The sequence below is a fragment of the Pseudomonas yamanorum genome (assembly GCF_900105735.1).
Classification (GTDB): Bacteria; Pseudomonadota; Gammaproteobacteria; order Pseudomonadales; family Pseudomonadaceae; genus Aquipseudomonas; species Aquipseudomonas yamanorum.
Map to the genome: position 1 here is coordinate 6379936 of NZ_LT629793.1, position 23541 is coordinate 6403476.

The 23541-nt window shown below is 61.4% G+C and carries 19 protein-coding genes; 14 read left to right on the plus strand and 5 right to left on the minus strand.

The features are described 5' to 3' along the window. Window positions 1-816 (plus strand): ammonia-dependent NAD(+) synthetase, encoded by an 816-nt coding sequence (nadE, locus tag BLU46_RS29730; protein WP_093209032.1) that lies wholly within the window; start codon window positions 1-3, stop codon window positions 814-816. Here nadE and BLU46_RS29735 read toward each other — a convergent pair. Beyond that, window positions 813-1175, minus strand: a complete 363-nt coding sequence (locus BLU46_RS29735) for an NUDIX hydrolase (protein WP_063029335.1) — start codon at window positions 1173-1175, stop codon at window positions 813-815. The genes nadE and BLU46_RS29735 overlap by 4 nt on opposite strands. Window positions 1176-1315: 140 nt before the next feature. Between BLU46_RS29735 and BLU46_RS29740 the strand changes: the two genes are divergently transcribed. Together BLU46_RS29740 and BLU46_RS29745 are read left to right on the plus strand one after the other, a co-directional pair. Then, window positions 1316-2296 carry a Gfo/Idh/MocA family protein gene (locus BLU46_RS29740; protein WP_063029336.1) on the plus strand — a complete coding sequence of 327 codons (981 nt, stop codon included), beginning with the start codon at window positions 1316-1318 and terminating at the stop codon, window positions 2294-2296. 36 nt (window positions 2297-2332) lie between these two features. Then, window positions 2333-2971 (plus strand): ribonuclease T2 family protein, encoded by a 639-nt coding sequence (locus BLU46_RS29745; protein ID WP_408003254.1) that lies wholly within the window; start codon window positions 2333-2335, stop codon window positions 2969-2971. A gap of 6 nt (window positions 2972-2977) precedes the next feature. Here BLU46_RS29745 and BLU46_RS29750 read toward each other — a convergent pair whose 3' ends face one another. The 3 genes from BLU46_RS29750 to BLU46_RS29760 are packed head-to-tail and all read right to left on the minus strand — an operon-like array spanning window position 2978 to window position 6267. Continuing rightward, a complete protein-coding gene (locus BLU46_RS29750) occupies window positions 2978-3820 on the minus strand; it encodes a metal-dependent hydrolase (RefSeq protein WP_093209036.1) in 843 nt (280 codons plus the stop codon). A gap of 15 nt (window positions 3821-3835) precedes the next feature. Further along, window positions 3836-4735, minus strand: coding sequence for an SDR family NAD(P)-dependent oxidoreductase (locus tag BLU46_RS29755; protein WP_093209039.1), 900 nt, complete (start codon window positions 4733-4735; stop codon window positions 3836-3838). Beyond that, entirely contained in the window at window positions 4732-6267 is a 1536-nt protein-coding gene (locus BLU46_RS29760; RefSeq protein ID WP_093209043.1) for a flavin-containing monooxygenase, read from the minus strand. Before BLU46_RS29760 ends, BLU46_RS29755 begins: the two co-directional genes overlap by 4 nt. A gap of 303 nt (window positions 6268-6570) precedes the next feature. On the opposite strand from BLU46_RS29760, the gene BLU46_RS29765 reads away from it, so the two are divergent. The 10 genes from BLU46_RS29765 (at window position 6571) to BLU46_RS29810 (ending at window position 20231) form a co-directional block, all read left to right on the plus strand. After that, the gene (locus tag BLU46_RS29765) at window positions 6571-7569 is read left to right on the plus strand and encodes an alpha/beta fold hydrolase (protein ID WP_093209048.1); all 999 of its coding nucleotides are present in this window, start codon (window positions 6571-6573) and stop codon (window positions 7567-7569) included. Window positions 7570-7887: 318 nt separating this feature from the next. After that, the gene (locus BLU46_RS29770; RefSeq protein ID WP_063029341.1) at window positions 7888-9168 is read left to right on the plus strand and encodes an alkane 1-monooxygenase; all 1281 of its coding nucleotides are present in this window, start codon (window positions 7888-7890) and stop codon (window positions 9166-9168) included. 147 nt (window positions 9169-9315) lie between these two features. Then, window positions 9316-9810, plus strand: coding sequence for an alkane oxidation protein activator PraA (gene praA / locus BLU46_RS29775; RefSeq protein WP_017479886.1), 495 nt, complete (start codon window positions 9316-9318; stop codon window positions 9808-9810). A 131-nt stretch (window positions 9811-9941) separates the two neighbouring features. Then, complete coding sequence (gene praB / locus BLU46_RS29780; protein ID WP_017479887.1) at window positions 9942-10445, plus strand: alkane oxidation protein activator PraB; 504 nt, start codon at window positions 9942-9944, stop codon at window positions 10443-10445. 126 nt (window positions 10446-10571) lie between these two features. Further along, window positions 10572-11978, plus strand: a complete 1407-nt coding sequence (locus tag BLU46_RS29785; protein WP_017479888.1) for an outer membrane protein transport protein — start codon at window positions 10572-10574, stop codon at window positions 11976-11978. Between the two features lie 288 nt (window positions 11979-12266). Then, window positions 12267-14804, plus strand: a complete 2538-nt coding sequence (locus BLU46_RS29790; protein WP_093209052.1) for an acyl-CoA dehydrogenase — start codon at window positions 12267-12269, stop codon at window positions 14802-14804. Between the two features lie 159 nt (window positions 14805-14963). Further along, window positions 14964-16307 (plus strand): 3-oxoacyl-ACP reductase, encoded by a 1344-nt coding sequence (locus BLU46_RS29795; RefSeq protein ID WP_093209055.1) that lies wholly within the window; start codon window positions 14964-14966, stop codon window positions 16305-16307. A gap of 3 nt (window positions 16308-16310) precedes the next feature. Then, window positions 16311-17201, plus strand: coding sequence for a MaoC/PaaZ C-terminal domain-containing protein (locus BLU46_RS29800; RefSeq protein ID WP_093209059.1), 891 nt, complete (start codon window positions 16311-16313; stop codon window positions 17199-17201). Beyond that, window positions 17198-18496: an acetyl-CoA C-acetyltransferase gene (locus tag BLU46_RS29805; RefSeq protein WP_093209063.1), complete on the plus strand. Its 1299-nt coding sequence runs from the start codon at window positions 17198-17200 to the stop codon at window positions 18494-18496. The genes BLU46_RS29800 and BLU46_RS29805 overlap by 4 nt, the downstream gene beginning before the upstream one ends. 31 nt (window positions 18497-18527) lie before the next feature. After that, window positions 18528-20231 carry an AMP-binding protein gene (locus BLU46_RS29810; protein ID WP_093209067.1) on the plus strand — a complete coding sequence of 568 codons (1704 nt, stop codon included), beginning with the start codon at window positions 18528-18530 and terminating at the stop codon, window positions 20229-20231. Between the two features lie 142 nt (window positions 20232-20373). Here BLU46_RS29810 and BLU46_RS29820 read toward each other — a convergent pair whose 3' ends face one another. Then, window positions 20374-21270, minus strand: coding sequence for a MurR/RpiR family transcriptional regulator (locus BLU46_RS29820; RefSeq protein WP_093209074.1), 897 nt, complete (start codon window positions 21268-21270; stop codon window positions 20374-20376). 304 nt (window positions 21271-21574) lie between these two features. Here BLU46_RS29820 and BLU46_RS29825 point away from each other — a divergent pair, with 304 nt between their 5' ends. Further along, window positions 21575-23512 carry a bifunctional 5-dehydro-2-deoxygluconokinase/5-dehydro-2-deoxyphosphogluconate aldolase gene (locus tag BLU46_RS29825; protein ID WP_093209078.1) on the plus strand — a complete coding sequence of 646 codons (1938 nt, stop codon included), beginning with the start codon at window positions 21575-21577 and terminating at the stop codon, window positions 23510-23512. Window positions 23513-23541: the final 29 nt, after the last annotated feature.

Genomic DNA, 23541 nt, shown 5'->3' on the forward strand with positions numbered 1-23541 from the left:
ATGGATACTCAGGCACGTATCGCACAAGAACTGAAGATCAACCGGCTGCTCGGCAAGGGTGGCGAGGGCGCTGAACTGCAACGGCGCATCGACTTCATCAAGGGCACTTTGCGCCAGTCCGGCTGCCACGCATTAGTGCTGGGCATCAGCGGCGGCGTCGACTCACTCACCGCCGGGCGCCTGTGCCAGTTGGCGGTGGAGCAATTGCGCAACGAGGACTACGAGGCGCGCTTTATTGCCATGCGCCTGCCCTATAAAACCCAGGCGGACGAACGCGACGCCCAGGCCTCCCTGGAATTTATCGCACCGGACCAGATCGAGACGCTGAACATTGCCGCCTGCGTCGACGGGCTGATGGGCAGCCTGTCTGCCGGGCAGGCCAGTGCTGAACGCATCGACTTTATCAAGGGCAACGTCAAGGCCCGGGCGCGGATGATGGCGCAGTACGCCGTAGCGAATTTGCACAATGGCCTGGTGGTGGGCACCGACCACGGCGCAGAGGCGTTGATGGGGTTTTTCACCAAGTTCGGTGACGGCGCCTGCGACCTGGCGCCGCTCTCAGGGCTGACCAAGACCCAGGTGCGCCTGCTGGCCAGCGCCCTTGGCGGGCCACGCCACTTGGTGGCCAAGGCACCGACCGCTGACCTGGAAGAGCTGGCCCCGGGCAAGCTGGATGAGCTGGCGTATGGTTGCAGTTATGACGAGATCGACAGCTATCTGATGGGCGAGTCGATCAGTGAGCGGGTGAGGGCGATTGTCGAGAGCGCCTACCTCAAGACGGCCCACAAGCGCGCGCTGCCGTTCGTTCCCGACTAGAGGCGGCGCAGGAAGGATTTGACGATTTGCTGGGTGGCCTGGGTGGTATCCAGGTCTTCCAGGCGCGTGTAGGGATGCCACTGGCATTCCTTGATTTCGCTCAGCGGCCGGGCTTCGTCGATATTCACCACCGACGCCTCGAACACATGGTGCAGGGTGTCGCTGGCCTTCAGCTCCTGCAATAACAGCAAACCGTCCACGTTCAGCCCGGTTTCCTCTTCCAGTTCTCGTGCGGCAGCACCTGCCGGGCGCTCATCGCGCTCGACCTTGCCGCCGGGCAGTGCCCATTTCGATCGGGCTTTACGCACGAACAGGATGTGCCCGTCGTGCTCGCAAATCACCGTGGCCCTTATTTTCATCGTCTGTGCCCCCGCAGCTGGATGATTGTCATAAAAGTGTAATGCAATTGTCATGCTGAGTCTTTCTCCGGCAGGGTGGAGAGGGGGCCGGAAAACACCGATACTGCCCCATCGAAAAAACTCACCTGAAGGAGATGCAGATGAACACCGTACGCTGGGGCATGATCGGCTGTGGCAGTGTCACTGAACTCAAGAGTGGACCCGCCTTCTACAAAGCGCCAGGTTCGGCGCTGGTGGCTGTGATGGGGCGCCGCGAGGAAGCCGTGCGCGATTATGCGGCACGCCATGGCATTGCCCGGTTCTACACCGACGCCCAGGCGCTGATTGACGACCCGGAAGTGGACGCGGTCTACATCGCCACGCCACCCGACAGCCACCTCGAATACAGCCTGATGGTGGCCGCTGCCGGTAAGCATTGCTGCGTCGAGAAGCCCATGTCACTGAATGCCGAGCAAAGCGCGCTGATGCAACGCACCTTCGAACAGGCCGGGCTGCACCTGTTTGTCTCTTATTACCGGCGTTCCCTGCCGCGCTTCCAGCAGGTGCGGGACTGGCTGCAGGACGGGCGCATCGGCGAGTTGCGTCATCTGACCTGGACCCTGTGCAAGCCGCCGTCAGAAGACGATGCCAGCAGTGCCAACTGGCGCACCGACCCGGCGATTGCCGGCGGCGGGTATTTTGCCGACTTGGCCAGCCACGGTTTTGACCTGTTCCAGTACCTTGTCGGGGATATCGTCGATGTGGCCGGGTTTACCGCGCGCCAGGCCGGGCGCTACGCCGCCGAAGATGCCGTCACCGCCTGCTGGACCTTCGCCTCGGGCGCGTTGGGCATGGGCTGCTGGAACTTTGTCGCCGACCGTCGCGAGGACTTGGTGGAGTTGATCGGCAGCAAGGGCCGCATCACGTTCTCGGTGTTCGATGAGGCGCCGTTGCGGCTTGAGGGCGAGACCAGCGAGGTGCTGGAGGTTCCCAACCATGCGCATATCCAGTGGCATCACGTACTGGGGATGAACGCGCATATTCGCGGCGAGAGCAAGCACCCGGCGCTGGCGATCGAGGCGTTGAAGACCGACCGGGTCATGGACCGGGTGCTACAACGTAACCCCAACCTGGCGGTCTAGCGGTGCTTTGATTTTGTCTTTTTAAGGAATGAACGGATGAAAATGAAAGCAGCCTGGATTGTGCTTTGCCTGGCATTGGCCGGGGCCGCGACGGCAGCGCCGCGGGCCCAGGGGCAAGCCGGGGAGTTTGATTTTTATGTGTTGTCGCTGTCCTGGTCGCCGACCTTCTGCCTGACGCACCCGGACGACCAGCAGTGTTCGGGCAAGGGCTACGGGTTTGTCCTGCATGGGCTGTGGCCGCAGTACGCGAAGGGCGGCTGGCCGGCGTCGTGTGAGCCGCAGTCGCGCTTGTCGGATGCGGACTTCGCCCAGGGCAGGACGCTGTTCCCGTCGCCCAGACTGCTCAGGCATGAATGGGCCAAGCACGGTACCTGCAGTGGGCTTGAGGCGTCAGCCTACCTGGACAAGACCGACGCGGCACTGGGCGTGGTCAAGATCCCGCAGCAGCTTGAGCCCTTCAATGTCCCAAGCGGCCTGGGCGCGCGGGACATCGAAGCGCTGTTTCGCGAGAGCAACCCGGCCATGGGCAACCACGGCCTTGCAGTGATCTGCAAGGGCGCGGTGCTGACCGAAGTGCGGGTGTGCCTGACCAAGGACCTGGCATTCGCCGGCTGCCCGCGTAGCGTCAAGAGCCAGTGCCGGGATGGCGACATTCGCATCCCGACCCAGCGTTAAGCGGATTCAAGCGGGCCCATAACCGTTATGGGCCTGCTCGATCTCTTCCACCAAACGGTCAATGCCCGCCAGGCGTGCCCGGTTGTCATGGTCCCAGGGATGAAACCCGGGCTTGAAGTAATGCAACCAGGGCAGCGCCATGCGCGGGAACACACCCTTGGGCCCGTAAAGAAACTTGAGCATCCGCCAGAAACCCTTCACATGCCCACCCGAACGCCGGTCGGCAAACAGCAGGCGCAGGTGAAAATCAAAGACCACCACCCAGAACAGCAGCGTGGTGGTCAGCATGGTCCCGGTGCGTAGCAAATAACGTTTGGGCCCGGGCTTGATCACGCTGTTCCACACATCAAACGCCACCGCCTTGTGCTCGGTTTCCTCCAGGGCATGCCAGTACCACATCTGTTGGTACCCCTTGACCGAGTCACCGAACCGCGAGGGATCGCTGAGGAGGATTTCCGCGAGCATCGCGGTGTAATGCTCCAGGGCAATGGTCACCGCCAGGTTGAAGGAGGCGGGCATGTATTTCTTTTGCGCGTCGAGGATCATCTTCAGCCGGCGATCCAGGGTATGCGCGGGCAGTCCGGCGGCTTGCAGCAGGTCGTTGTAGGCCACGTGCTCGCGGCTGTGCATGGCTTCCTGGCCGATGAAACCCTGGATTTCCTTCTTCAGTTCCGGGTCTTCGATGCGCTGGCGGTAGTGGCGCACGCTGTCCATGAAGAACAGTTCACCCTGGGGAAACAGCAGCGACAGCGCGTTGAAAAAGTGCGTGATGAACGGGCCTTGTTCATGCCAGTTCTTGATGCGTTCGGCCGGCAGGGCAAAACGGAGGTCGCGGCGAATCGGCAGCATGGTCGGTACTCCAGTTCAGAGACGGTGCTCTTCGTTGGTTTCAAGGACGGGCGAGGGCGCACTGCGTTGTTTCGGCGCCATGCGTTTGCTGGCGAACACCACCAGCGCTTGATAGGCGGCCGGCAGGCAGCGGGCCAGCAGGTCCAGGAAGTAGGCGTCGCGGCCGATCAGCACGCGGCGTTTGTTTTTGCGGACTCCGCTCAGGATCACTTTGGCGGCCTGGTCGGCGTCGGTAATGAACAGCTTTTCAAAGTCGGCCCGGGCCTGCTGTTCGCTGTGGATCAGAAAGCCGGTCATGTTGGCGTCGATCCGGCTGCTGCGGCAGATGTCGGTGCGGATCCCGCCGGGATGCACGCAGGTGGCCGAGACCCCGCTTTTTTGCAAGTCGAGTTCCTGGCGCAGGGATTCGGTAAAGCCACGCACGGCGAACTTGGTGGCGTTGTAGCCGCTCATGCCCGGCTGGGCGAACAGGCCGAACACGCTGGAGGTGTTGATCACATGGCCGTCGCCGCTGGCCTTGAGGTAAGGCAGGAAGGCCTTGGTGCCGTAGACCACGCCCCAGAAGTTGATCCCGACGATCCATTCCAGGTCGCTGTAATCCACGCCTTCGACGGTGCTGGACAGCGCGACGCCGGCGTTGTTGAAGATCATATTGATCTGGCCATGCTCCGCGGCGCAGCGGGCCGCCCACTCTTCCACCGCCTGGCGGTCGGAAACGTCCAGCACCTGCGAGGTCACCAGCACTGGCGCAAGCACCTGGGCCTTGATCAGTGCGACGGTCTGCTCCAGGCCCTGGCTGTTTTTATCCGCCAGCGCCAAGTGGCAGCCTTCACGCGCCAACGCCAGGGCCAACGCGCGGCCCATGCCTGACGCCGCGCCGGTGATGGCCGCCACGCGGCCGTTGAATGACTTCATGACAGGCTCCCTTCTGCGGTGGTGTGGGGATTTGCGGCCGAGCGCGGGGTGGAAGGTACCGGCACCAGATTGGCGACGTAGTCCTTGAGGGCGAAGTGCCGGGTGACCTGCTTGAAGCGCCAGGTGGAGCCGGGCCACAGCGTGGTGTTCTTGCCGGTGCGCGGGTCCAGGTACCAGCTCTTGCAGCCGCCGGTGGACCAGATGGTGCCGTTGAGTTTTTCCTGCAGCCTGGCGTTGTAGGCCAACTCTACCGTTGGCTTGACGTCCACCGTGGCGATGCGATGGCGCTGCATTTGTTGCAAGGCATCGAGGATGTAGGTGACCTGGGCCTCGATCATCAAAATCATCGAGTTATGCCCCAGCCCGGTGTTGGGGCCAACGATCAGGAACAGGTTCGGATAACCCGGCACTGTCGTGCCCAGGTAGGCATGGGCACCGTCTTGCCAGGTGTCCATCAGGTCGATGCCGTGGCGGCCGATGATGCAGTTGCGGGGCAGGGGATCGGTGGCCTGGAAACCGGTGCCGAAGATAATGCAATCGGCCGGGTGCTTGATGCCGTCGGCGGTGACAACCCCGTCGGCCTCAATGCGCTGCACGTTGTCGGTCACCACCTGCACGTTACTGCGCGACAGGGCCGGGTAGTAGTCGTTGGAGATCAACACGCGCTTGCAGCCGATGGTGTAGTCCGGCGTCAGGGTCTTGCGCAGGGAAGGGCGGGCCACTTGTTTGTGCAGGTGGCGCACGGCGATTTTCTGCACCATTTTCATCAGGCGCGGGTGCAGGGCAAAGCCCACCACGCGGCCTTCCAGCGCCCAATAGAACGCACCGCGCACCAGGCGCTGAGTGAACGGCAGGTGTTTGAAAGCCCAGCGCTCGACGCGTGAAATCGGCCGGTCGGGCTTGGGCATGATCCACGGCGGGGTGCGCTGGAACAGGTCCAGATGGGCCACCTGTGGCGCGATCTGCGGCACGAACTGAATGGCACTGGCGCCAGTGCCGATCACCGCCACGCGTTTGCCCTTCAATGAATACTCGTGGTCCCACTGCTGGGAGTGGAAGCGCTTGCCCTTGAAGCTGTCCAGGCCGGGAATGTCCGGCAGCGCCGGGCGCGACAAGCCACCCATTCCGGATACCAGCACCCGCGCGCTGACCTGGCGGCCATTGCTGAAACTCAGGCTCCAACGCTGTTGCACCTCATCAAACACCGCCTGCTCCAGCCCCATGCCAAAGCGCAGGAACGGCGCCAGCTCGAAGCGTTGGGCGCACTGTTCCAGATAGGCGCGAATCTCCGCCTGGGGCGCAAATTGCCGCGTCCAGTCCGGGTTGGGTGCAAAGGAAAATGAATAGACATGGGATTGCACGTCGCAGGCGCAGCCGGGGTAGTGGTTATCGCGCCAGGTGCCGCCAAGGGCATCGGCCTGCTCGGCGACAAAGAAGTCGTTGAACCCGGCTTCCTTGAGTTTGATCGCCATGCACAGGCCGGCAAATCCGGAACCGATGATGGCGATGTCGACGGTGTCATGGGCATTCATAGGCTGTCCCTCGTGGGCCGGTGGCGCCTTACGGGTTTCGACATCGGATGTGCTCCTTGTTTTTGTTTTGGCTTTTTAGATAGAACACCATTGCAAAGAAAAATTGAATTATTTATTTTAAAAAAGATTTTAAATAATCTACCTGAAAATATCGTCTAGGCTACGACCCAGTTCCTCAAGTGCGACTTATCCGACGGACGAGAGCTTTTACGCACGCAGTTAGGTCCAGGGGTGGACGATGGCTGAGGTCTTGACCAATACCGGTCGGGCCGCCAGCAACGCAGGGATGCAGAGGACCGAGCTATGGCTGTCGAATGGGTTGTCGCTGCGGGTGTGTTTGTAGGGTTAAGCGTAGTGTTGTGGGGCTTCAGTGCCCGGATGACACGGCGTATAGAAGCCGCTGTTCCGATCAACGGGCGCTTTCTGGAGATCAACGGCGAGCGCTTTCATTATGTAGACGAGGGCAAGGGCCCGCCGCTGGTGATGATCCACGGGCTGATGGGCAGCAGTCGCAACCTGACGTATGCCTTGTCTGCCCAATTGCGTGAGCACTTTCGGGTGATCACCCTGGATCGTCCGGGTTCGGGCTATTCCACCCGGCATGCCGGGACGGCCGCCGACCTGCCTGGCCAGGCCCGGCAAGTCGCGAGCTTTATCAAGACTCTGGACCTGGATAAGCCGTTGGTGCTGGGGCATTCCCTCGGCGGGGCGATTTCCCTGGCGCTGGCGCTGGACCATCCCCACGCGGTGTCCGGATTGATCCTGGTGGCGCCGCTCACCCATCCCCAGCGCATGCTGCCGCTGGTGTTTATGTCCTTGGCGATACGTCCGGGATGGTTGCGGCGCTACATGGCCCACACCCTGACCATGCCTATAGGCCTGCTGACGAAAGGCTCGGTGGTCAAGGGCGTGTTCGCCCCCGACCCCGCTCCGGAAGACTTCGCCACCCGCGGCGGAGGATTGCTTGGCATGCGGCCCGACAACTTCTATGCCGCCTCCACCGAGATCAACCTGGTCAACGATTTCCTGCCGGACATGGTCAAGCGCTACCCGCAATTGACCCTGCCCATCGGGTTGATCTATGGCGCGCAAGACAAGGTGCTGGACTTCCGCAAACACGGTCAGGCCCTGGCCAGCCGGGTGCCGGGCCTCAAGCTGCAGTTGGTGGAAGGGCGCGGGCATATGTTGCCGATAACGGCTACCGAGCGTGTCGCGGCCCTGGTCGAGCAGGTGGCCAAGCGTGTCCGGCCACCGGAAAGCGCCACGATTTTGCATCCGCCATTTGCCGTGGCGAGCAAATAATTGTGCGACTGAACTCGCGGTTCCACGCCGTCAATGCTTGCCCTAGACACCTGACCAAGCGGCTGAAAAAGAGACTGCCCGGTCACGTTCAAAAGGGTTCAAGAATTTAGTTGACGACCTAACGATTCCGCGCTATTTATTTAAAAAAATTATTTCAATGTCTAATTTGAAACAATTTTTGAAATGCCTAAGAGCGAATAAAATAATGAAAAAAACGCCTTTTATCGCATGGTTGAATTCTCGGAGCAGTCATCGCTCCGTGTACCTGTCTAGTGTTGATTTTTGCTCCCTGCCCACCTGCCGCGTACGGAGGTTGCCATGAATCAGACCCTGGCTGCCCCGAACGTCTGGACCGACGGCAAACGCCACCTGTGGTGGCTCGGCATTATGCCCCTGGCAACCCCTTTGCTCTCTGGCGCCCTGGCCATCTCCACCGGTGTGCAACAGCTGTGGTGGGTTGGCGTACTGGTGATCTTCGGCCTGATCCCATTAATCGACGGCCTGCTGGGTGAAGACGTCAGCAACCCGCCGGAATCCGCCGTCAGCAACCTTGAATCCCAAAGCTACTACCGCTGGATCGTCTACACCGGCGTGCTGTTTGTCATCTCCTCGGTGGTGATCACCGGGTGGCTGGCGGCCGGTGGCATCGACTGGATCATCGGCGGCGGTCTGCTGCACGCTACCGCCACCCTGGACCCGTCGAGCTGGCTGGCCAAGACCGCCGCGTTCATCACCGCTCGCACCCAACTGCACGGCGAAATCAGCTGGTTCACCTACCTGGGCATGGCGATGTCCACCGGCGCCGCCACCGGCATCGCCATCAACACGGCCCATGAACTGGGGCACAAGCCGCGCCTGCTGGAAGTCATCCTGGCCAAGATCACCCTGGCGCCGACCTTCTACGGGCACTTCTACACCGAACACAACCGTGGCCACCACGTACGTGTCGCCACTCCGGAAGATCCGGCCAGTTCGCGGTTGGGGGAGAGCTTCTGGGCCTTCCTGCCACGCTCGGTGTGGTTCAGCGCCCGCTCGGCATGGAACCTGGAACGTGAGCGCCTGCGCAAACTCGGCCTGCCGGCCTGGCACTGGAAGAACGGCGTACTCAGCGCCTGGATGTACAGTGTGGTGTTGTGGGGCGCGATGATTGCGTGGCTGGGCGCGGCAGTGATTCCGTTCCTGATCATCCAGGGCATCTACGGTTTCTCGCTGCTGGAAGTGGTGAACTACGTCGAGCATTACGGTCTCAAGCGCCAGAAGTTGCCCAACGGTCGTTATGAGCGCTGCTCGCCACGGCATTCGTGGAACAGCAACCGGATTGTGACCAATATCTTTCTGTTCCAACTACAGCGCCACTCTGACCATCACGCCAACCCAACCAGAAGTTATCAGTCCCTGCGTCACTTTGATGAATCGCCGCAACTGCCCTACGGTTATGCCAGCATGATTGTCTGGGCTTATGTACCGTACTTGTGGCGACGACGCATGGATCACCGAGTCCTTAATCACTATGCCGGGGATATCACCCTGACTAATCTTCAACCGTCACAACGTTTGAAGTACCTGGAGAAGTACAGCAACACCACCAGACCCTTCTAACGTAAATCAGTCAGTTGTAGGGCGTACTCGGGATCTGTGTATCGCGCAGGTTCTCATCGCCCAGGCTTTACCGGTTTCGAGTACGGCTTAGTTGCAAGACAGTTGTTTGACCCGAACAAAAATAAAATTAAGGGAAGGACGTACACCATGCAAAACCCTGCCAAGTTCACGACGCACATTGTATTGGCCGCCCTGGGCCTGATTGTTTACCACCAGGCCCAGGCCGCCCGTATCGAACCCGCCGGCAGTGCGTTTACTGCCCAGGGCCCCATCAGCTTTTCCAAGGGCGCGCTGATCAGCGCGGACTGCACCATCAAGGTCGCCGGCAAAGTGGCGGCGGATGGCTCGTCGGTGAATGTCGACAAAGTTGAATTCGACGGCGGCCTCAAGTGCAGCCGGGTGGAAGCGATCAACTTGCCGTGGGTATTGGTGGCTAAAGATACCAAGAGCGGCTCGATGTCGAAGATTGCCGTCGATGTGCACGCCTTTGGGTTGGGCGGTAAATGCGGGCCTTCTACCGCCGATGGAACTTGGGATAACGCCACTGGCAAGTTAGAAGCGGCCAATGTGCCGATCGGCGAAGACTGCACGATTAAAACGGTGTCGATCAAGATGCCGCCGACTTTTAAAGTTGTTGAGTAACAGTTAGGCGTTGTAACGGTAATCGAATTGAAATTTGGCTGGAAAGGGAAGTTCTGCAGATTCACCGTGACCTCTCGATCATGGCCATTACCCCTGGCGAATTGACTCGCCATAACATGTGAGGAAAAACAATGAAAAGCTTGAAAACCCTCGTTTGTGTAGGTTCGTTTGCGTTGTGCTTCGGCGCAGCTTCGATGGCCAATGCGGCCTATACCATTGCTCCGGCGGGTTCGCCCTTCGCAACTACCGGCAGCATTACTGTGAAGTCGCCGGCGTCGCTGCAACAGCCTGTAACTTGCAATATTGCGTTTTCCGGCCAAGTGGCGGCTGATGGTACCTACGCTCAGATCAACAGTGCGACCGTCAATGGCAGCAACCCTCTGTGCGGTGTTCCAAAACTGCTGAACCTGCCATGGAAACTGCAAGTGACCGCCGGTGCCAACCCAAGTTACACCGGTACCGTATCGGTGAACTTCTCGGTTGTCTCTAACTGTGCATCGGCCGCCGTGCCAATTGCAGTGACCTGGAACAACGGCTCCAACCTCCTGAGTATTGCGACACAACAGGCAGTTGGGTCTTGCACCATCACCGCGCTGACTGCAACACCGAACCCAGCATTCGTCATTTCGCCATAAGTACCGCTCCGCGCAAGACGTGATGATCACACGTTGAAATAAACAGGTGCCTCGTCAGAGGCACCTGTCGAGGTAAGCCCGATCGGGGTTAACGCCCGTGATGGAAAAAATAATAAGGAGTGGAGCATGAATAATAAGAAACAACAGGCTCAAGCGTTTCTCGGCCTGGCATTGTTGGGCGGGCTCATGGCCGCGGCAGGGTCGGTCCAGGCCGGCGGCTTCGCGACTCCGACCTATGGTGCCCAAGGCTGGGGCCGTGCCTTCGGGGGTGGCTCGCTGTTTCAGAACGATCCATCCGCGGCGTTCAACAACCCGGCGGCCATGGCCTTTATCGATCGTAACGTCGCCGAGCTCACCGTCAACTATGCGCGGATCAACATCAAATACAAAGGCACCGAAAAGGACTACGCCGGCAATGCGCCGCAGCTGGTAGACCCGGATACGCTGGCCGGCACGCCCAATGACAACAAAGGCGGGCAGGGCGGCTTCACCGCTTGGGTACCGACCGGATTTGCGGTGATGCCGATTGGCGATCGCTTCGCCTTTGGTCTGAGCCAGGTGGTTCCCATGGGTGCACGTACTACATGGGATTCCGACTGGATTGGACGAGATTTTGCCGTCGACACGCGCATTGAAACCGTTGGCCTGACGGGCGCGCTGTCGTTCAAGGTGAATGATCAGTTTTCCATTGGCGGCGGTGCAATTGTTCAACATACCAAAGGCTTCGTCAGTCAGAACATAGACCTGTATTCCGCCGCGGCCGTGTCTCCGATCGGACTTCAGTTTCCTTCCGGCGTAGGCCACTCGCTGATTCGCGTCAAGGTGGACAATACCTCCGTCGGCTGGTTTGGCGGCCTGGCCTGGAAGCCTACAGACAAAGATACCTTGGGCCTTGCCTACCACGCCAAGATCAAGAACAAGCTGGAGGGCAAATACAATATCTACGCTGACCCCTTGAGCCAGTCGCTGATCGAGGGCGGTCTCCCAGGCCTTGCCTACCCAGGTCTGGACCTGAAGCTCAACGGTGCCAACGCCAGCACACAACTTGATGTCCCGGCCAACGCCACCATCGACTGGGTTCACCAGTTCAGTGATCGTTTCAGCCTGGGTGCCAGTGTCATGTGGACCCAATGGTCGTCATTCAAGGCGCTGACCTTGAAGTCTGACGGCAACCAGATTGTGTCGATTCCTTATAACTACAAGGACGCCTGGATGGTCTCCCTCGGCGGTGACTATAAACTCACCAACGATCTCACTGTGCGCGCCGGTGTGGCCACGGACCAGACGCCGACCCGTAACTCCACCCGTGACCCACGCATCCCGGATGGTGACCGGATCTTCACATCCCTGGGCTTTGGCTACAAAGTTCGTGCGATTCCGGGGTTGGGTATCGACGGTTCCTACTCCCACCAATTCGTGGAAAAAGCCAAGCTGCAAACCCACAACCAGGATCGTCTGGGGGCAGCCACCCTGGATGGCAAGGCGGACGCCTATGGGGACGTAGTCAGTATGGCGATCTCCTACGAGTTCTGATCCACCGTTGTGGCGTGTGTCGGTGTCAGCCTGCAGTCAGCGCATCTTTCTGCACATCTCACACCGGTATTGCATCGACGGGTCGCCCACGCGACCCGTTCCGATCCCTTTTTCACTGACCTGAACGGCTGATTCATTCAGCCGCTATTTTTTCGCCCAAGCATTAAATAAAAATTTCAAAACAAAATTTGAATTTATCTTTTCAAGTTTGTAGTGTGGCTTTACGTCACAGGTCATTCCGATCTGCTTGGGCGTTGGCCGTACCCTGAATTGAGTAGAGGTATCCCCATGGTTATCTGGTTATTGGCGGGACTCGCAGCAGCGATTGCCCTGGCGTATCGACAAGCCGCTGCCACCCTCTGGCTGGGTGCCGGCCTGGTCTGGCTGGCGGTCGGTTACCTGTTCAACGTGGTCGCCGGTTTCGGCGCCAGTGTGGTGGCGGTGCTGGTGCTATTGCCCGCGCTGCTGCTGACGATCAAACCCCTGCGCCGCGCGCTGTTGACCAGCAAGGCCCTGGGCCTTTTCCGCAGCATCATGCCGGCGATGTCCGACACCGAGCGCGCCGCCATCGAATCCGGCACCGTGTGGTGGGACGCCGAGCTGTTCAGCGGCAAACCGCGCTGGGAGCGCCTGCTGCAAGCCGCACCGGCCAGCCTCAGCGCTGAAGAACAGGCTTTCCTCGACAACGAAGTGGAGACCCTGTGCGACATGTCCAACGACTGGGAAACCACCCAGGTCTGGCAGGACATGTCCCCCGAAGGCTGGCAGTACACCAAGGATGCCGGCTTCCTCGGCATGATCATTCCCAAGCAGTACGGCGGCAAAGGCTTCTCCCACTATGCGCATTCGCAAGTGGTGATGAAGCTCTCGACCCGTTGCTCGGCGGCGGCGATTTCGGTGATGGTGCCCAACTCCCTGGGCCCGGCAGAACTGCTGCTGCACTACGGCACCGACGCCCAGCGCAACTATTACCTGCCACGCCTGGCCCGTGGCGAAGACATCCCGTGCTTTGCCCTGACCAGCCCGTATGCCGGCTCCGACGCCGGGGCCATTCCAGACCTGGGCGTCGTTTGCAAAGGCCTGCACGAAGGTGAGGAAGTGTTGGGTTTCCGCGTGACCTGGGACAAGCGCTACATCACCCTCGGCCCAATCGCCACCGTGCTCGGCCTGGCATTCCGCGCCGAAGACCCGGACGGTTTGCTCGGCCAGCCCGGCTCCCTGGGCATCACCTGTGCGTTGATCCCGACCACCCATCCGGGCGTGAACAGCGGCCGGCGTCACTGGCCACTCAACGCGGTATTCCAGAACGGCCCAACCACCGGCAAGGATGTGTTCATCCCGCTGGAATGGGTCATCGGTGGCCGCGAACAAGTGGGCAACGGCTGGCGCATGTTGATGGAGTGCCTGGCGGCTGGCCGGGCGATTTCCCTGCCGTCGGCCAACGTCGGCCTGGGCAAGGTGGCCGTGCGCGGCACCACCGCTTATGCGGCGATGCGCAAACAATTCGGCCTGCCCATCGGCAAGTTCGAAGGCGTACAAGCACCATTGGCACGTATGGCCGGGCATCTGTATGCCTGCGATGCGGTGCGCAAGGTTTCAGTGGCGTCACTGGATGCCGGTGAAAAACCGTCGGTGATCTCGGCCATCGCCAAATACCACGTCACCGAGCGCGCGCGGATCATCGTCAACGACGGCATGGACATCGTCGCCGGCAAGGGCATCTGCATGGGCCCCAACAACTTCCTCGCTCGGGCCTACCAGCAAAGCCCCATCGCCATCACGGTGGAAGGCGCGAACATCATGACCCGCTGCCTGATCATCTACGGCCAGGGCCTGATTCGTTGCCATCCCTATGTGTTCCGCGAGATGGAAGCGGCGCGCAACACCGACCGGCGCAAGGCCCTGGTGGATTTCGACAGCGCGATGTTCGGCCATCTGAGCTTTGTGCTGGCCAATACCGTACGCGCAGCGGTGCATTCGCTGACGGGCGGGCGCTTGATTTCGGTGCCGGGCAAGACCGATCCGGCGCTGGCGTCCTACTACCGCCAGGCCAATCGGCTGTCGGTGGTGCTGGCGTTGATCTCGGATATTTCCATGGGCGTGCTGGGCGGTGCCCTCAAGCGCAAGGAAAGTATCACCGGGCGGTTGGGGGACATTCTGTCCCAGCTGTACATCCTGTCCTGCGTGCTCAAGCGCTTTGAAGATGATGGCCGGCCCCAGGCAGATCTGCCGCTGGTGCATTGGGCGGCTCAGGACGCGTTGCTGCGGGCCCATGAAGCCCTGGCTGAAGTGCTCGACAACTATCCGTCGAAAGCCGCAGCGACGGTGGTGCGTGGCTTGACCTTCCCGTTTGGCATTCCCCTGCGCAAACCATCGGATCGCCTGCTGGCGCAAGTGGCGGAACTGGTGCAAGTGCCGGGGGAAACCCGTGACCGCTTGCTGGGCAATTCCTACATCCCGCGGCCGGAAATCGACAAACTGGCTTATGGCGAACTGGGCTTCCGCCTGTTGCCACAGGTGGAACTGATCGAGGCGCGGCTCAAGGGCGCGATCAAGCAAGGCCTGATCGAACCGATGCCGATTTCCGGCACTGCGTTTACCCCGTGGCGGGTCAAGGCACGGGCGTTGGACCTGATCAGCGACGACGAAGACAGCTTGCTGGCGCGTTATGTGGAATACGGCGATCACGCGATCCAGGTGGACGACTTCCCGCAGGACTTCGGCTTGCTGGAAGCCTTGCAACAGCGCCAACAGGCGCTGGAACAGGCCGCCAAACCGACCGCCAGGCGCCGCGCCAATCAAAGCGAAAACGCGCCGGTCAACTGATTGGAACTGGGGGAACACGGTCAATGTGAGAGCTGGCTTGCCTGCGATAGCGTTGGTTCAGTGCCAGATGTGTTGGCTGACACACCGCAATCGCAGGCAAGCCAGCTCCCACAGGGATCGGGTTTCCATGGCAACACCGTGTTGTGAGTGAATTTATCCATGAGTGACAGCTACCTCTCGTTCGTCAATTCCCCTTGGGGCCGCTGGCTGGCGCAGACTGCGGGCCTGCCGCAACCCCTGGCGCTGCAACGCCATCGCAGCGGCCAACACGGCCTGGCCAACCCGGTGATCGTGGCCGGGGCAGGGCGCCTGGCTGCTGAGATCCAGCGCATCTTCAGTGCCACCGACACGGTGCCCGCCACCGCCGCGACCCTCAAGGCGCCCTCTACAGTCAAGGTCCAGGGCGCGGTGTTCGACGCCAGCGCCATCGCCGACCTCAAGCAACTGGACGAGCTCTACGAATTCTTTCACGCCAACGCCAAGCGCCTGGGCCAACACGCCCGGGTGGTGGTGCTGGGCACCGCGCCGGAGCTGTGCAAGGACTTGCCGCAGGCCATCGCTCAACGCGCCCTTGAAGGGTTGGTGCGCTCACTGGCCAAGGAGCTGCGCCGGGCGATCACCGTGCAGTTGATCTACGTCGCACCGGGTGCCGAAGGTGCGCTGGAAAGCAGCCTGCGGTTCTTCCTGTCGCGGCGCTCGGCCTATGTCTCGGGGCAGGTGGTACGCCTTGAGAAACCGGTCGACACCCAAGCCGAAATCAATTGGGACAAACCCCTCGGCGGCCGCCGTGCCCTGGTCACCGGCGCATCCCGTGGCATCGGCCTGGCAATCGCTCAGGTGCTGGCCCGTGACGGTGCGCAGGTGGTCTGCGTGGATGTGCCCCAGGCCCAGGAATCATTGCAACAAGCGGCCAGCAGTGTCGGTGGTACGGCACTGGCGCTGGACATCACCGCCACTGACGCTACGCAGCAGTTGCAAGCCCATGTCAGCCAACACGGCGCATTCGACGTGGTGGTGCACAACGCCGGGATCACCCGCGACAAGACCATCGCCAAGATGACCGAAGCGGCGTGGCGCAGCGTACTGGCGGTCAACCTGGAAGCGCCGCTGCACCTGAGCACTGCCTTGCTGGAAAGCCAAGGCCTGAACCCAGGTGGGCGGATCGTGTGTGTCTCGTCGATTTCCGGCATTGCCGGCAACCTCGGGCAAAGCAACTACGCCACCTCCAAGGCCGGGGTGATCGGCCTGGTACAAGGCCTGGCACCGCTAGCGGCGGCGCAGCAGGTGACGGTGAATGCGGTGGCCCCCGGTTTTATCGAGACCCAGATGACCGCGAAGATCCCGCTGATGATTCGCGAAGCAGGGCGGCGGATGAATTCCATGTCCCAGGGCGGGCAACCCATCGACGTGGCGGAAACCATTGCCTGGCTGGCGCATCCGGCGTCCGGCGGGGTCAATGGCCAGGTGGTGCGGGTCTGCGGCCAAAGCCTGTTGGGAGCCTGACCTATGGACTATGTGACGCAGATTATTGACCCACCGCCATCACGTTCGCGGCTGCTGCTGGACGGGGTCCTGGCCCTGCGCAAACCCAAGGTGGAAGGGGCGCCGACGTTACCGAAAGACCGCCTGGTGCGTTCGGCCGTTGAGCTGTCTGCCCAGGGAATTGCGGCCTACGGTCGGGCCTGCGGTTTCCGCCGCGAGCAAGGCGTGCCGCTGTCCTATCCCCATGTGCTGGCGTTCCCGCTGCACCTGATGCTGCTGACCCGGCCGAGCTTCCCGTACCCGGCCAGCGGCATGGTGCATTTGGCCAATCGCATCCGCCAGCATCAACGGCTCGAGGAGGGCCAGGCCCTGCGGCTCGAAGTGTATTGCGAGCGCTGGGTGGCCCATCCCAAGGGCCAGGCCTTGAGCATCGCCACCCGTGCCTACAGTGCGGGCACCCTGGTGTGGGAGAGCGACAGCCTGTACCTGCGCCGTGACGTAAAAGACCCGGTCGGCGAACCGTGGGACGACGTGCTGCCGTTGCAGGAAGAGGGTTTGCTGCGCACCCAACGCTGGGTGCTGCCGGCCGACCTCGGGCGTCGTTTCGCCAAGGTCTCGGGGGATTTCAATCCGATTCATACCTCGGTGATCGGCGCCAAACTCTTCGGCTTTCGCCGGGCCATCGCCCACGGCATGTGGACCCTTGGCCGCGCACTGGCCGCCCAGCAACCGCCGGGTGGACTGGAGCAGGCCGAAGCCCACTGCGACTTCAAGTTGCCGATCTTCCTGCCCGGCCAGGTCGCCTTGTGGAACGTCCCGCCAACCGGCCCGCGCCGTGAGTTTGAAGTGCGTAATTTCGCCGGTGACAAACCCCATATGCGTGGGCTGTTTATCTGGAATGAGAACCCTCGATGAGTGACTACAGCTTCAACCCGGCCCCGACCCGCCGCGTGGCGATTATCGGCGGCAACCGCATTCCGTTCGCCCGTTCCAATACGGTGTATGCCCAGGACAGCAACCAGGATTTGCTGGTCGCCGCCCTGCAAGGCCTGGTGGATCGCTACAACCTTCACGGCCTGCGCCTGGGCGAGTTTGCCGCCGGTGCGGTGATCAAGCATTCCCGGGATTTCAACCTGGCCCGGGAAAGCCTGCTGTCCACCACGCTCTCTCCCGAAACCCCGGCCTACGACCTGCAACAAGCCTGCGGCACGGGCCTGGAAGCGGCGTTGCTGGTGGCGAACAAGATCGCCCTCGGGCAGATCGAAGTGGGCATTGCCGGCGGTTCCGACACCACCTCTGACGCGCCCATCGGCATCAACGAGTCCCTGCGCCGCACGTTGCTTTCAGCCAACCGCGCCAAGGGCACCGGCGCCAAGTTGAAGGCCTTGATGGGTGTGCGTCCGTCGATGTTCTTCAAGCCGCTGCTGCCGCGCAATGGCGAACCGCGTACTGGCCTGTCCATGGGTGAACACTGTGAAGAAATGGCCAAGCGTTGGCAGATCAAGCGCCTGGCCCAGGACGAACTGACCCTCACCAGCCACCAACGGTTGGACGCGGCCTACAAGCAGGGTTTCTTCGACGATTTGATCAGCCCGTATCGCGGCCTGGCCCGGGACAACAACCTGCGGGCCGACACCAGCCTGGAGAAACTCGCCGGCCTGTCCCCGGCCTACGACCGCCAGAACGGCACGCTCACCGCCGGCAACTCCACGCCCCTGACCGATGGCGCCTCGGTGGTGCTGCTGGCCAGCGAGGAATGGGCCGCCGAACGTGGCTTGCCGGTTTTGGCTTATTTGCGAACCGGTGAAACCGCAGCGGTGAATTTCGTCGACGGCACCGAAGGCCTGCTGATGGCCCCGGCCTACGCCGTGCCACGCATGCTCAAGCGCGAAGGCCTGACGTTTGCCGACTTCGACCTGTTCGAGATCCACGAAGCCTTCGCCGCCCAGGTGCTGTGCACCCTCAAGGCCTGGGAAGACCCGGACTATTGCCGCGACCGCCTGGGCCTCGAGGCGCCGCTGGGCAGCATCGACCGCGCCAAAATGAACGTCAACGGCGGCTCCCTCGGCTGCGGTCACCCGTTCGCTGCCACTGGCGGCCGGCAGCTCGCAGCACTGGCCAAGGCCATCCACCAGCGGGGCGGCGGCCGAGGCTTGATATCGATCTGCGCGGCGGGTGGGTTGGGCATTACCGCTATCGTCGAAAAGTAGTTCCCACCATAAAAACAACAAGGAGACTGCCATGAACGCTGTAAGCCTGGAACAGACCGAACGCCTCTGGTTGAACGCTTACCTGCCCGGCGTACCGGCAGACATCGACGCAGGCATCGAGGACTACCCGTCGTTGCGCGAGGTGTTCTTGGAGCACCTGCACAAATTCAGTGAACGCGTAGCCTACGTCAGCATCGGCACCGAGATGACCTATGCCGACTGGGAGGTGCAGGGCATCGCCTTTGCCGCGTGGCTGCAAGCCCAGGGCGTGAAGAAGGGCGACCGGGTGGCGCTGATGATGCCCAACTGCTTGCAGTACCCGATCTGCCTGCTGGGCACGATCCTCGCGGGCGCCGTGGTGGTCAACGTCAACCCGCTGTACACCGCCCGGGAGCTGCAGCATTTGCTCAAGGACAGCGGAGCGGAGACCCTTGTGATCTTCGAAAACTTCGCCCACACCCTGGAGAAGGTGGTCGCGGCCAGCACCGTCAAACGTGTGGTGATTGCCGCCATCGGCGATCTGCTGGGCACCTTCAAGGGCGCGGCGATGAACTTCATCCTGCGCAGCGTGCAGAAGCAGGTCCCGCGCTTCAACCTGCCGGGCGCCGTGCGCTTCAACCAGGTATTGAAACAGGGACGCGGCCAGACCCATTTGGCCGTGCCGATGAACCGCGAAGACCTCGCCTTCCTGCAATACACCGGCGGCACCACCGGCGACGCCAAGGGCGTGATGCTCAGCCATCGCAACATCATCGCCAACCTGTTGCAGGCCAAGGCGTGGGTGGGTGATCAGTTGGACCAGAACCGGCAGGAAACCAACGTCACGCTGCTGCCGCTGTACCACATCTTTTCCCTGACGGTGAACTGCCTGATGTTCATGTGCCTGGGCGGGCGCAACATCCTGATCGCCAACCCGCGGGACGTGAAACGGGTGCAGATGATCCTGCGCAAGGAGCGTTTCAACGGGATTGCCGGGGTGAACACGCTGTTCAATGGCCTGCTGGAAAACAAGGAATTCTGCGCCAGGGACTTTTCCGACCTGCGCATGGTGATCGCCGGCGGCATGGCCACCCACACCGCCGTGGCCAAGCGCTGGAAGGAAGTCACCGGCTTACCGATCATCGAAGGCTACGGCCTCACCGAGTGCTCGCCGGTGGTGAGCATCAGCCCCATCGACATCTCACGCATGCGCGAGATGGAATTCACCGGCAGCATCGGCGTGCCGCTGCCGTCGACCTGGGTGCGGTTTGTTCGTGAGGACGGTGAACTGGCGGAGCTGGGCGAGCAGGGTGAACTGCAGGTACGCGGACCGCAGGTGATGCAGGGTTACTGGAAACGCCCGGCGGAAACCGCCGAGGTGCTGGATGCCGACGGGTGGCTGTCTACCGGGGACATCGGGGTGATGAATGAGCAGGGCTTCATCCGCCTGGTGGACCGCAAGAAAGACATGATCCTGGTGTCCGGGTTTAACGTGTACCCCAACGAAATTGAAGACGTGGTGGCGTTGCATCCCGGCGTGGCGGAAGTGGCGGCGATTGGCGTGGAGGATGGCGTGACCGGCGAGCGGGTGAAAATCATCGTGGTGCGTAAGGACCCGAGTTTGACCCAGGAACAGATCCTGGCCCATTGCCGGGAATATTTGACGGGGTACAAGGTGCCGCGGTTTGTGGAGTTTCGTACGCAGGAGTTGCCCAAGACGACGGTGGGCAAGGTGCTGCGAAGGGCACTGCGCTAAGCCCGAGTGAACACGATCAAAAATGTGGGAGCGGGCTTGCTCGCGAATGCGGTCTGTCAGTCAACATCTCCATCGACTGTTCCACCGCATTCGCGAGCAAGCCCGCTCCCACATTTGATCTTTGGTGGCTGAAAGGTCGCCGTCAGTCGTCGAACCCCACCTGCTCATGAATCTCATCGACCTTCAATTCCAGCCGATACGCCACGGCAATAAACAACGCCTGGCACAGGCACAGCGTCGCACTCAGTGATCTGAACGCAAACGACGAGCCCTCATTCACCAGCAACACCGTGCTCGCCCGCTTGGCCAGGGGCGACAGGTTGCTGTCCGTAATAATCAACGTCTTGGCCTGATGGTGCTGGGCAATCCGCAGGCAGTGCTGGGTTTCCTTGCCATAGGGAGTAAAGCTGATGGCAATCACCAAGTCATTCGCCCGCACACTGCGCATCTGCTCGCGATAACTGCCGCCCAGCCCCGACACCAAATGAATCCGCTTGTTGGTGTGCTGCAGGTTGTACACCAGGTAATCCGCCACGGCGAACGAACGGCGCACGCCCACCACGTAGATATTGTCGGCATTCACCACCAGGTCCACGGCCTTTTCAAACGCCGCGTCATCCAGCTCTAGCCCCAGGCGCTCGATGCCGGACAGCGTGGCGTTCACACATTCGCGCGCCAGGTCGCCGCCGCTGGCTTTCTGCGACTTGTTGGCGATCATGCTGCGGATGCGTTGCTGGTAGTTCTGCACCGGCGTGGTCTTGTGGGTGTAGGCCTCGCGGAACAGCGCCTGCATTTCACTGAAGCCACTGAACCCGAAACGCTGGGAAAACCGCACGATGGCCGACGGGTGCACTTCGCATTCACGGGCGATGTCGCTGATGCGGTCGACCATGATCCGGTCGCTCTGCTGGCTCATGTAGCTGGCGATGCGCTTGAGCTGGCGGGGCAGGCTCTCGTATTCATCGGTGATCAGCTGCAACAGCCGCTCGGCGTTCAGCGGCGGGCTGACGAGTGCGTCTTCCGGGGCGCTCTGGGACATAGGGAATCCTTCTGGCTTGTTCTTATAGGGCGCGTTCAGTCGCCCCTGACCAATAAGTCGATGTGCGCAAGTCTACAGGGTAGGCGCAAAAAAATACCTCGGCATCCCGCCCCACGGTACGGCTGAAACGATGCACCGTGGCTGGAACACGCCGATGATGGCGTATTGGAAAATATATTCCACGAAAAATATTTATAGAATAAATATTGATTGGCGCCGCCAGACGTTCTAGTCTGCTTGCACCAAGAGCGTATGCCGCCACCACGACGGCACACGCAGGCTGATAAAAATAACAGGAGCCAGCATGGGCCAGACTCGTTTTGCCAGTGGGCGTCAATTGGATCTGATTTGCCTGGGACGCCTGGGCGTCGACCTTTACGCACAACAAGTGGGTGCACGGCTGGAGGATGTCTCAAGCTTCGCCAAGTACCTCGGCGGTTCCTCCGCCAACATCGCGTTCGGCACCGCGCGGCTGGGGCTCAAGTCCGCGATGTTGAGCCGGGTGGGGGACGACCATATGGGGCGTTTCCTGCTGGAGTCCCTGGCCCGTGAAGGTTGCGATGTCAGCGGCATCAAGGTCGACCCGGAACGCCTCACCGCTCTGGTGCTGCTGGGCCTCAAGGACCGCGAAACCTTTCCGCTGGTGTTCTACCGCGAGAACTGCGCCGACATGGCCCTGCGCGCCGAAGACATCAGCGAAGCCTTCATTGCCTCCAGCAAGGCGCTGCTGATCACCGGCACTCACTTCTCCACCGACGGCGTGTACAAGGCCAGCATCCAGGCCCTGGACTACGCCGAGCAGCACAACGTCAAACGCGTGCTCGACATCGACTACCGCCCGGTACTCTGGGGCCTGGCCGGCAAGGCCGACGGTGAAACGCGGTTTGTCGCCGACCAGAATGTCAGCCAGCACGTGCAGAAAATCCTCCCGCGCTTCGATCTGATCGTCGGTACTGAAGAAGAATTCCTGATTGCTGGTGGCAGCGAAGATTTGCTCACGGCACTGCGCACGGTACGTGGCCTGACTTGCGCAACCCTGGTGGTCAAGCTCGGCCCGCAGGGCTGCACGGTGATCCACGGTGACATCCCGGCCCGCCTCGAAGACGGCGCCATCTACCCTGGCGTGCGGGTGGAAGTGCTCAACGTCCTGGGCGCCGGTGATGCCTTCATGTCCGGCTTCCTCAGTGGCTGGCTTGAAGACGCCAGCGACGAGCGCTGCTGCCAGTTGGCGAATGCCTGCGGCGGCCTGGTGGTGTCGCGCCACGCCTGCGCACCGGCGATGCCGACCCGTGCCGAACTCGATTACCTGTTCAACAGCCCGGTGCCGATTACCCGTCCGGATCAGGACGCGGTGCTGCAACGACTGCACCAGGTCAGTGTGCCGCGCAAAGTCTGGAAGCAGCTGTTTGTCTTTGCCTTCGACCACCGCTGGCAGTTGGTGGAACTCGCCCAAAAAGGCGGCCAGGACCCGGCGCGCATCAGCGCCCTCAAGCAACTGTTTATCCAGGCCGTGGAACGGGTTGAAAGCAAACTGGCGGAGCAGGGCGTCGAAGCCGATGTGGGGGTTCTGGCTGACCAACGCTTCGGCCAGGACGCGCTGAACGCTGCCAGCGGTCGTGGCTGGTGGATCGCCCGTCCGGTGGAAGTCCAGAACTCACGGCCGCTGGCCTTTGAACACGGCCGCTCGGTGGGCAGCAACCTGATTGCCTGGCCCCAGGAGCAAATCATCAAGTGCCTGGTGCAGTTCCATCCTGACGACGAGCCGCTGCTGCGCCTGGAACAGGAAGCACAACTCAAGAGCCTGTACCAGGCGTCCCTGGTCAGCGGCCATGAATTGCTGCTGGAAATCGTGCCGCCCAAGGACCATCCGTCCACCTATCCCGACGTGCTCTACCGCAGCCTCAAGCGCCTGTACAACCTGGGCATTTACCCGGCGTGGTGGAAGATTGAGGCGCAGTCGGCCGCAGACTGGAAAAAGCTCGACGAACTGATCCAGGAACGCGACCCCTACTGCCGGGGCGTGGTGCTGCTGGGCCTGAATGCTTCCGCCGAATGCCTGGCCGATGGCTTCCAGCAAGCCAGCCAGAGCCAGACCTGCCGCGGTTTCGCCGTGGGCCGCACGATTTTCCAGGAGCCAAGCCGTGCCTGGCTGGCGGGGGAGATCGACGATGAGGGGTTGATTCAACAAGCCCAAGGCATATTCGAACAACTGATCAATGCCTGGCGCAGTGCTCGAAGTTAAACCCCGGTCGTTGAATTGGAATGCAATCA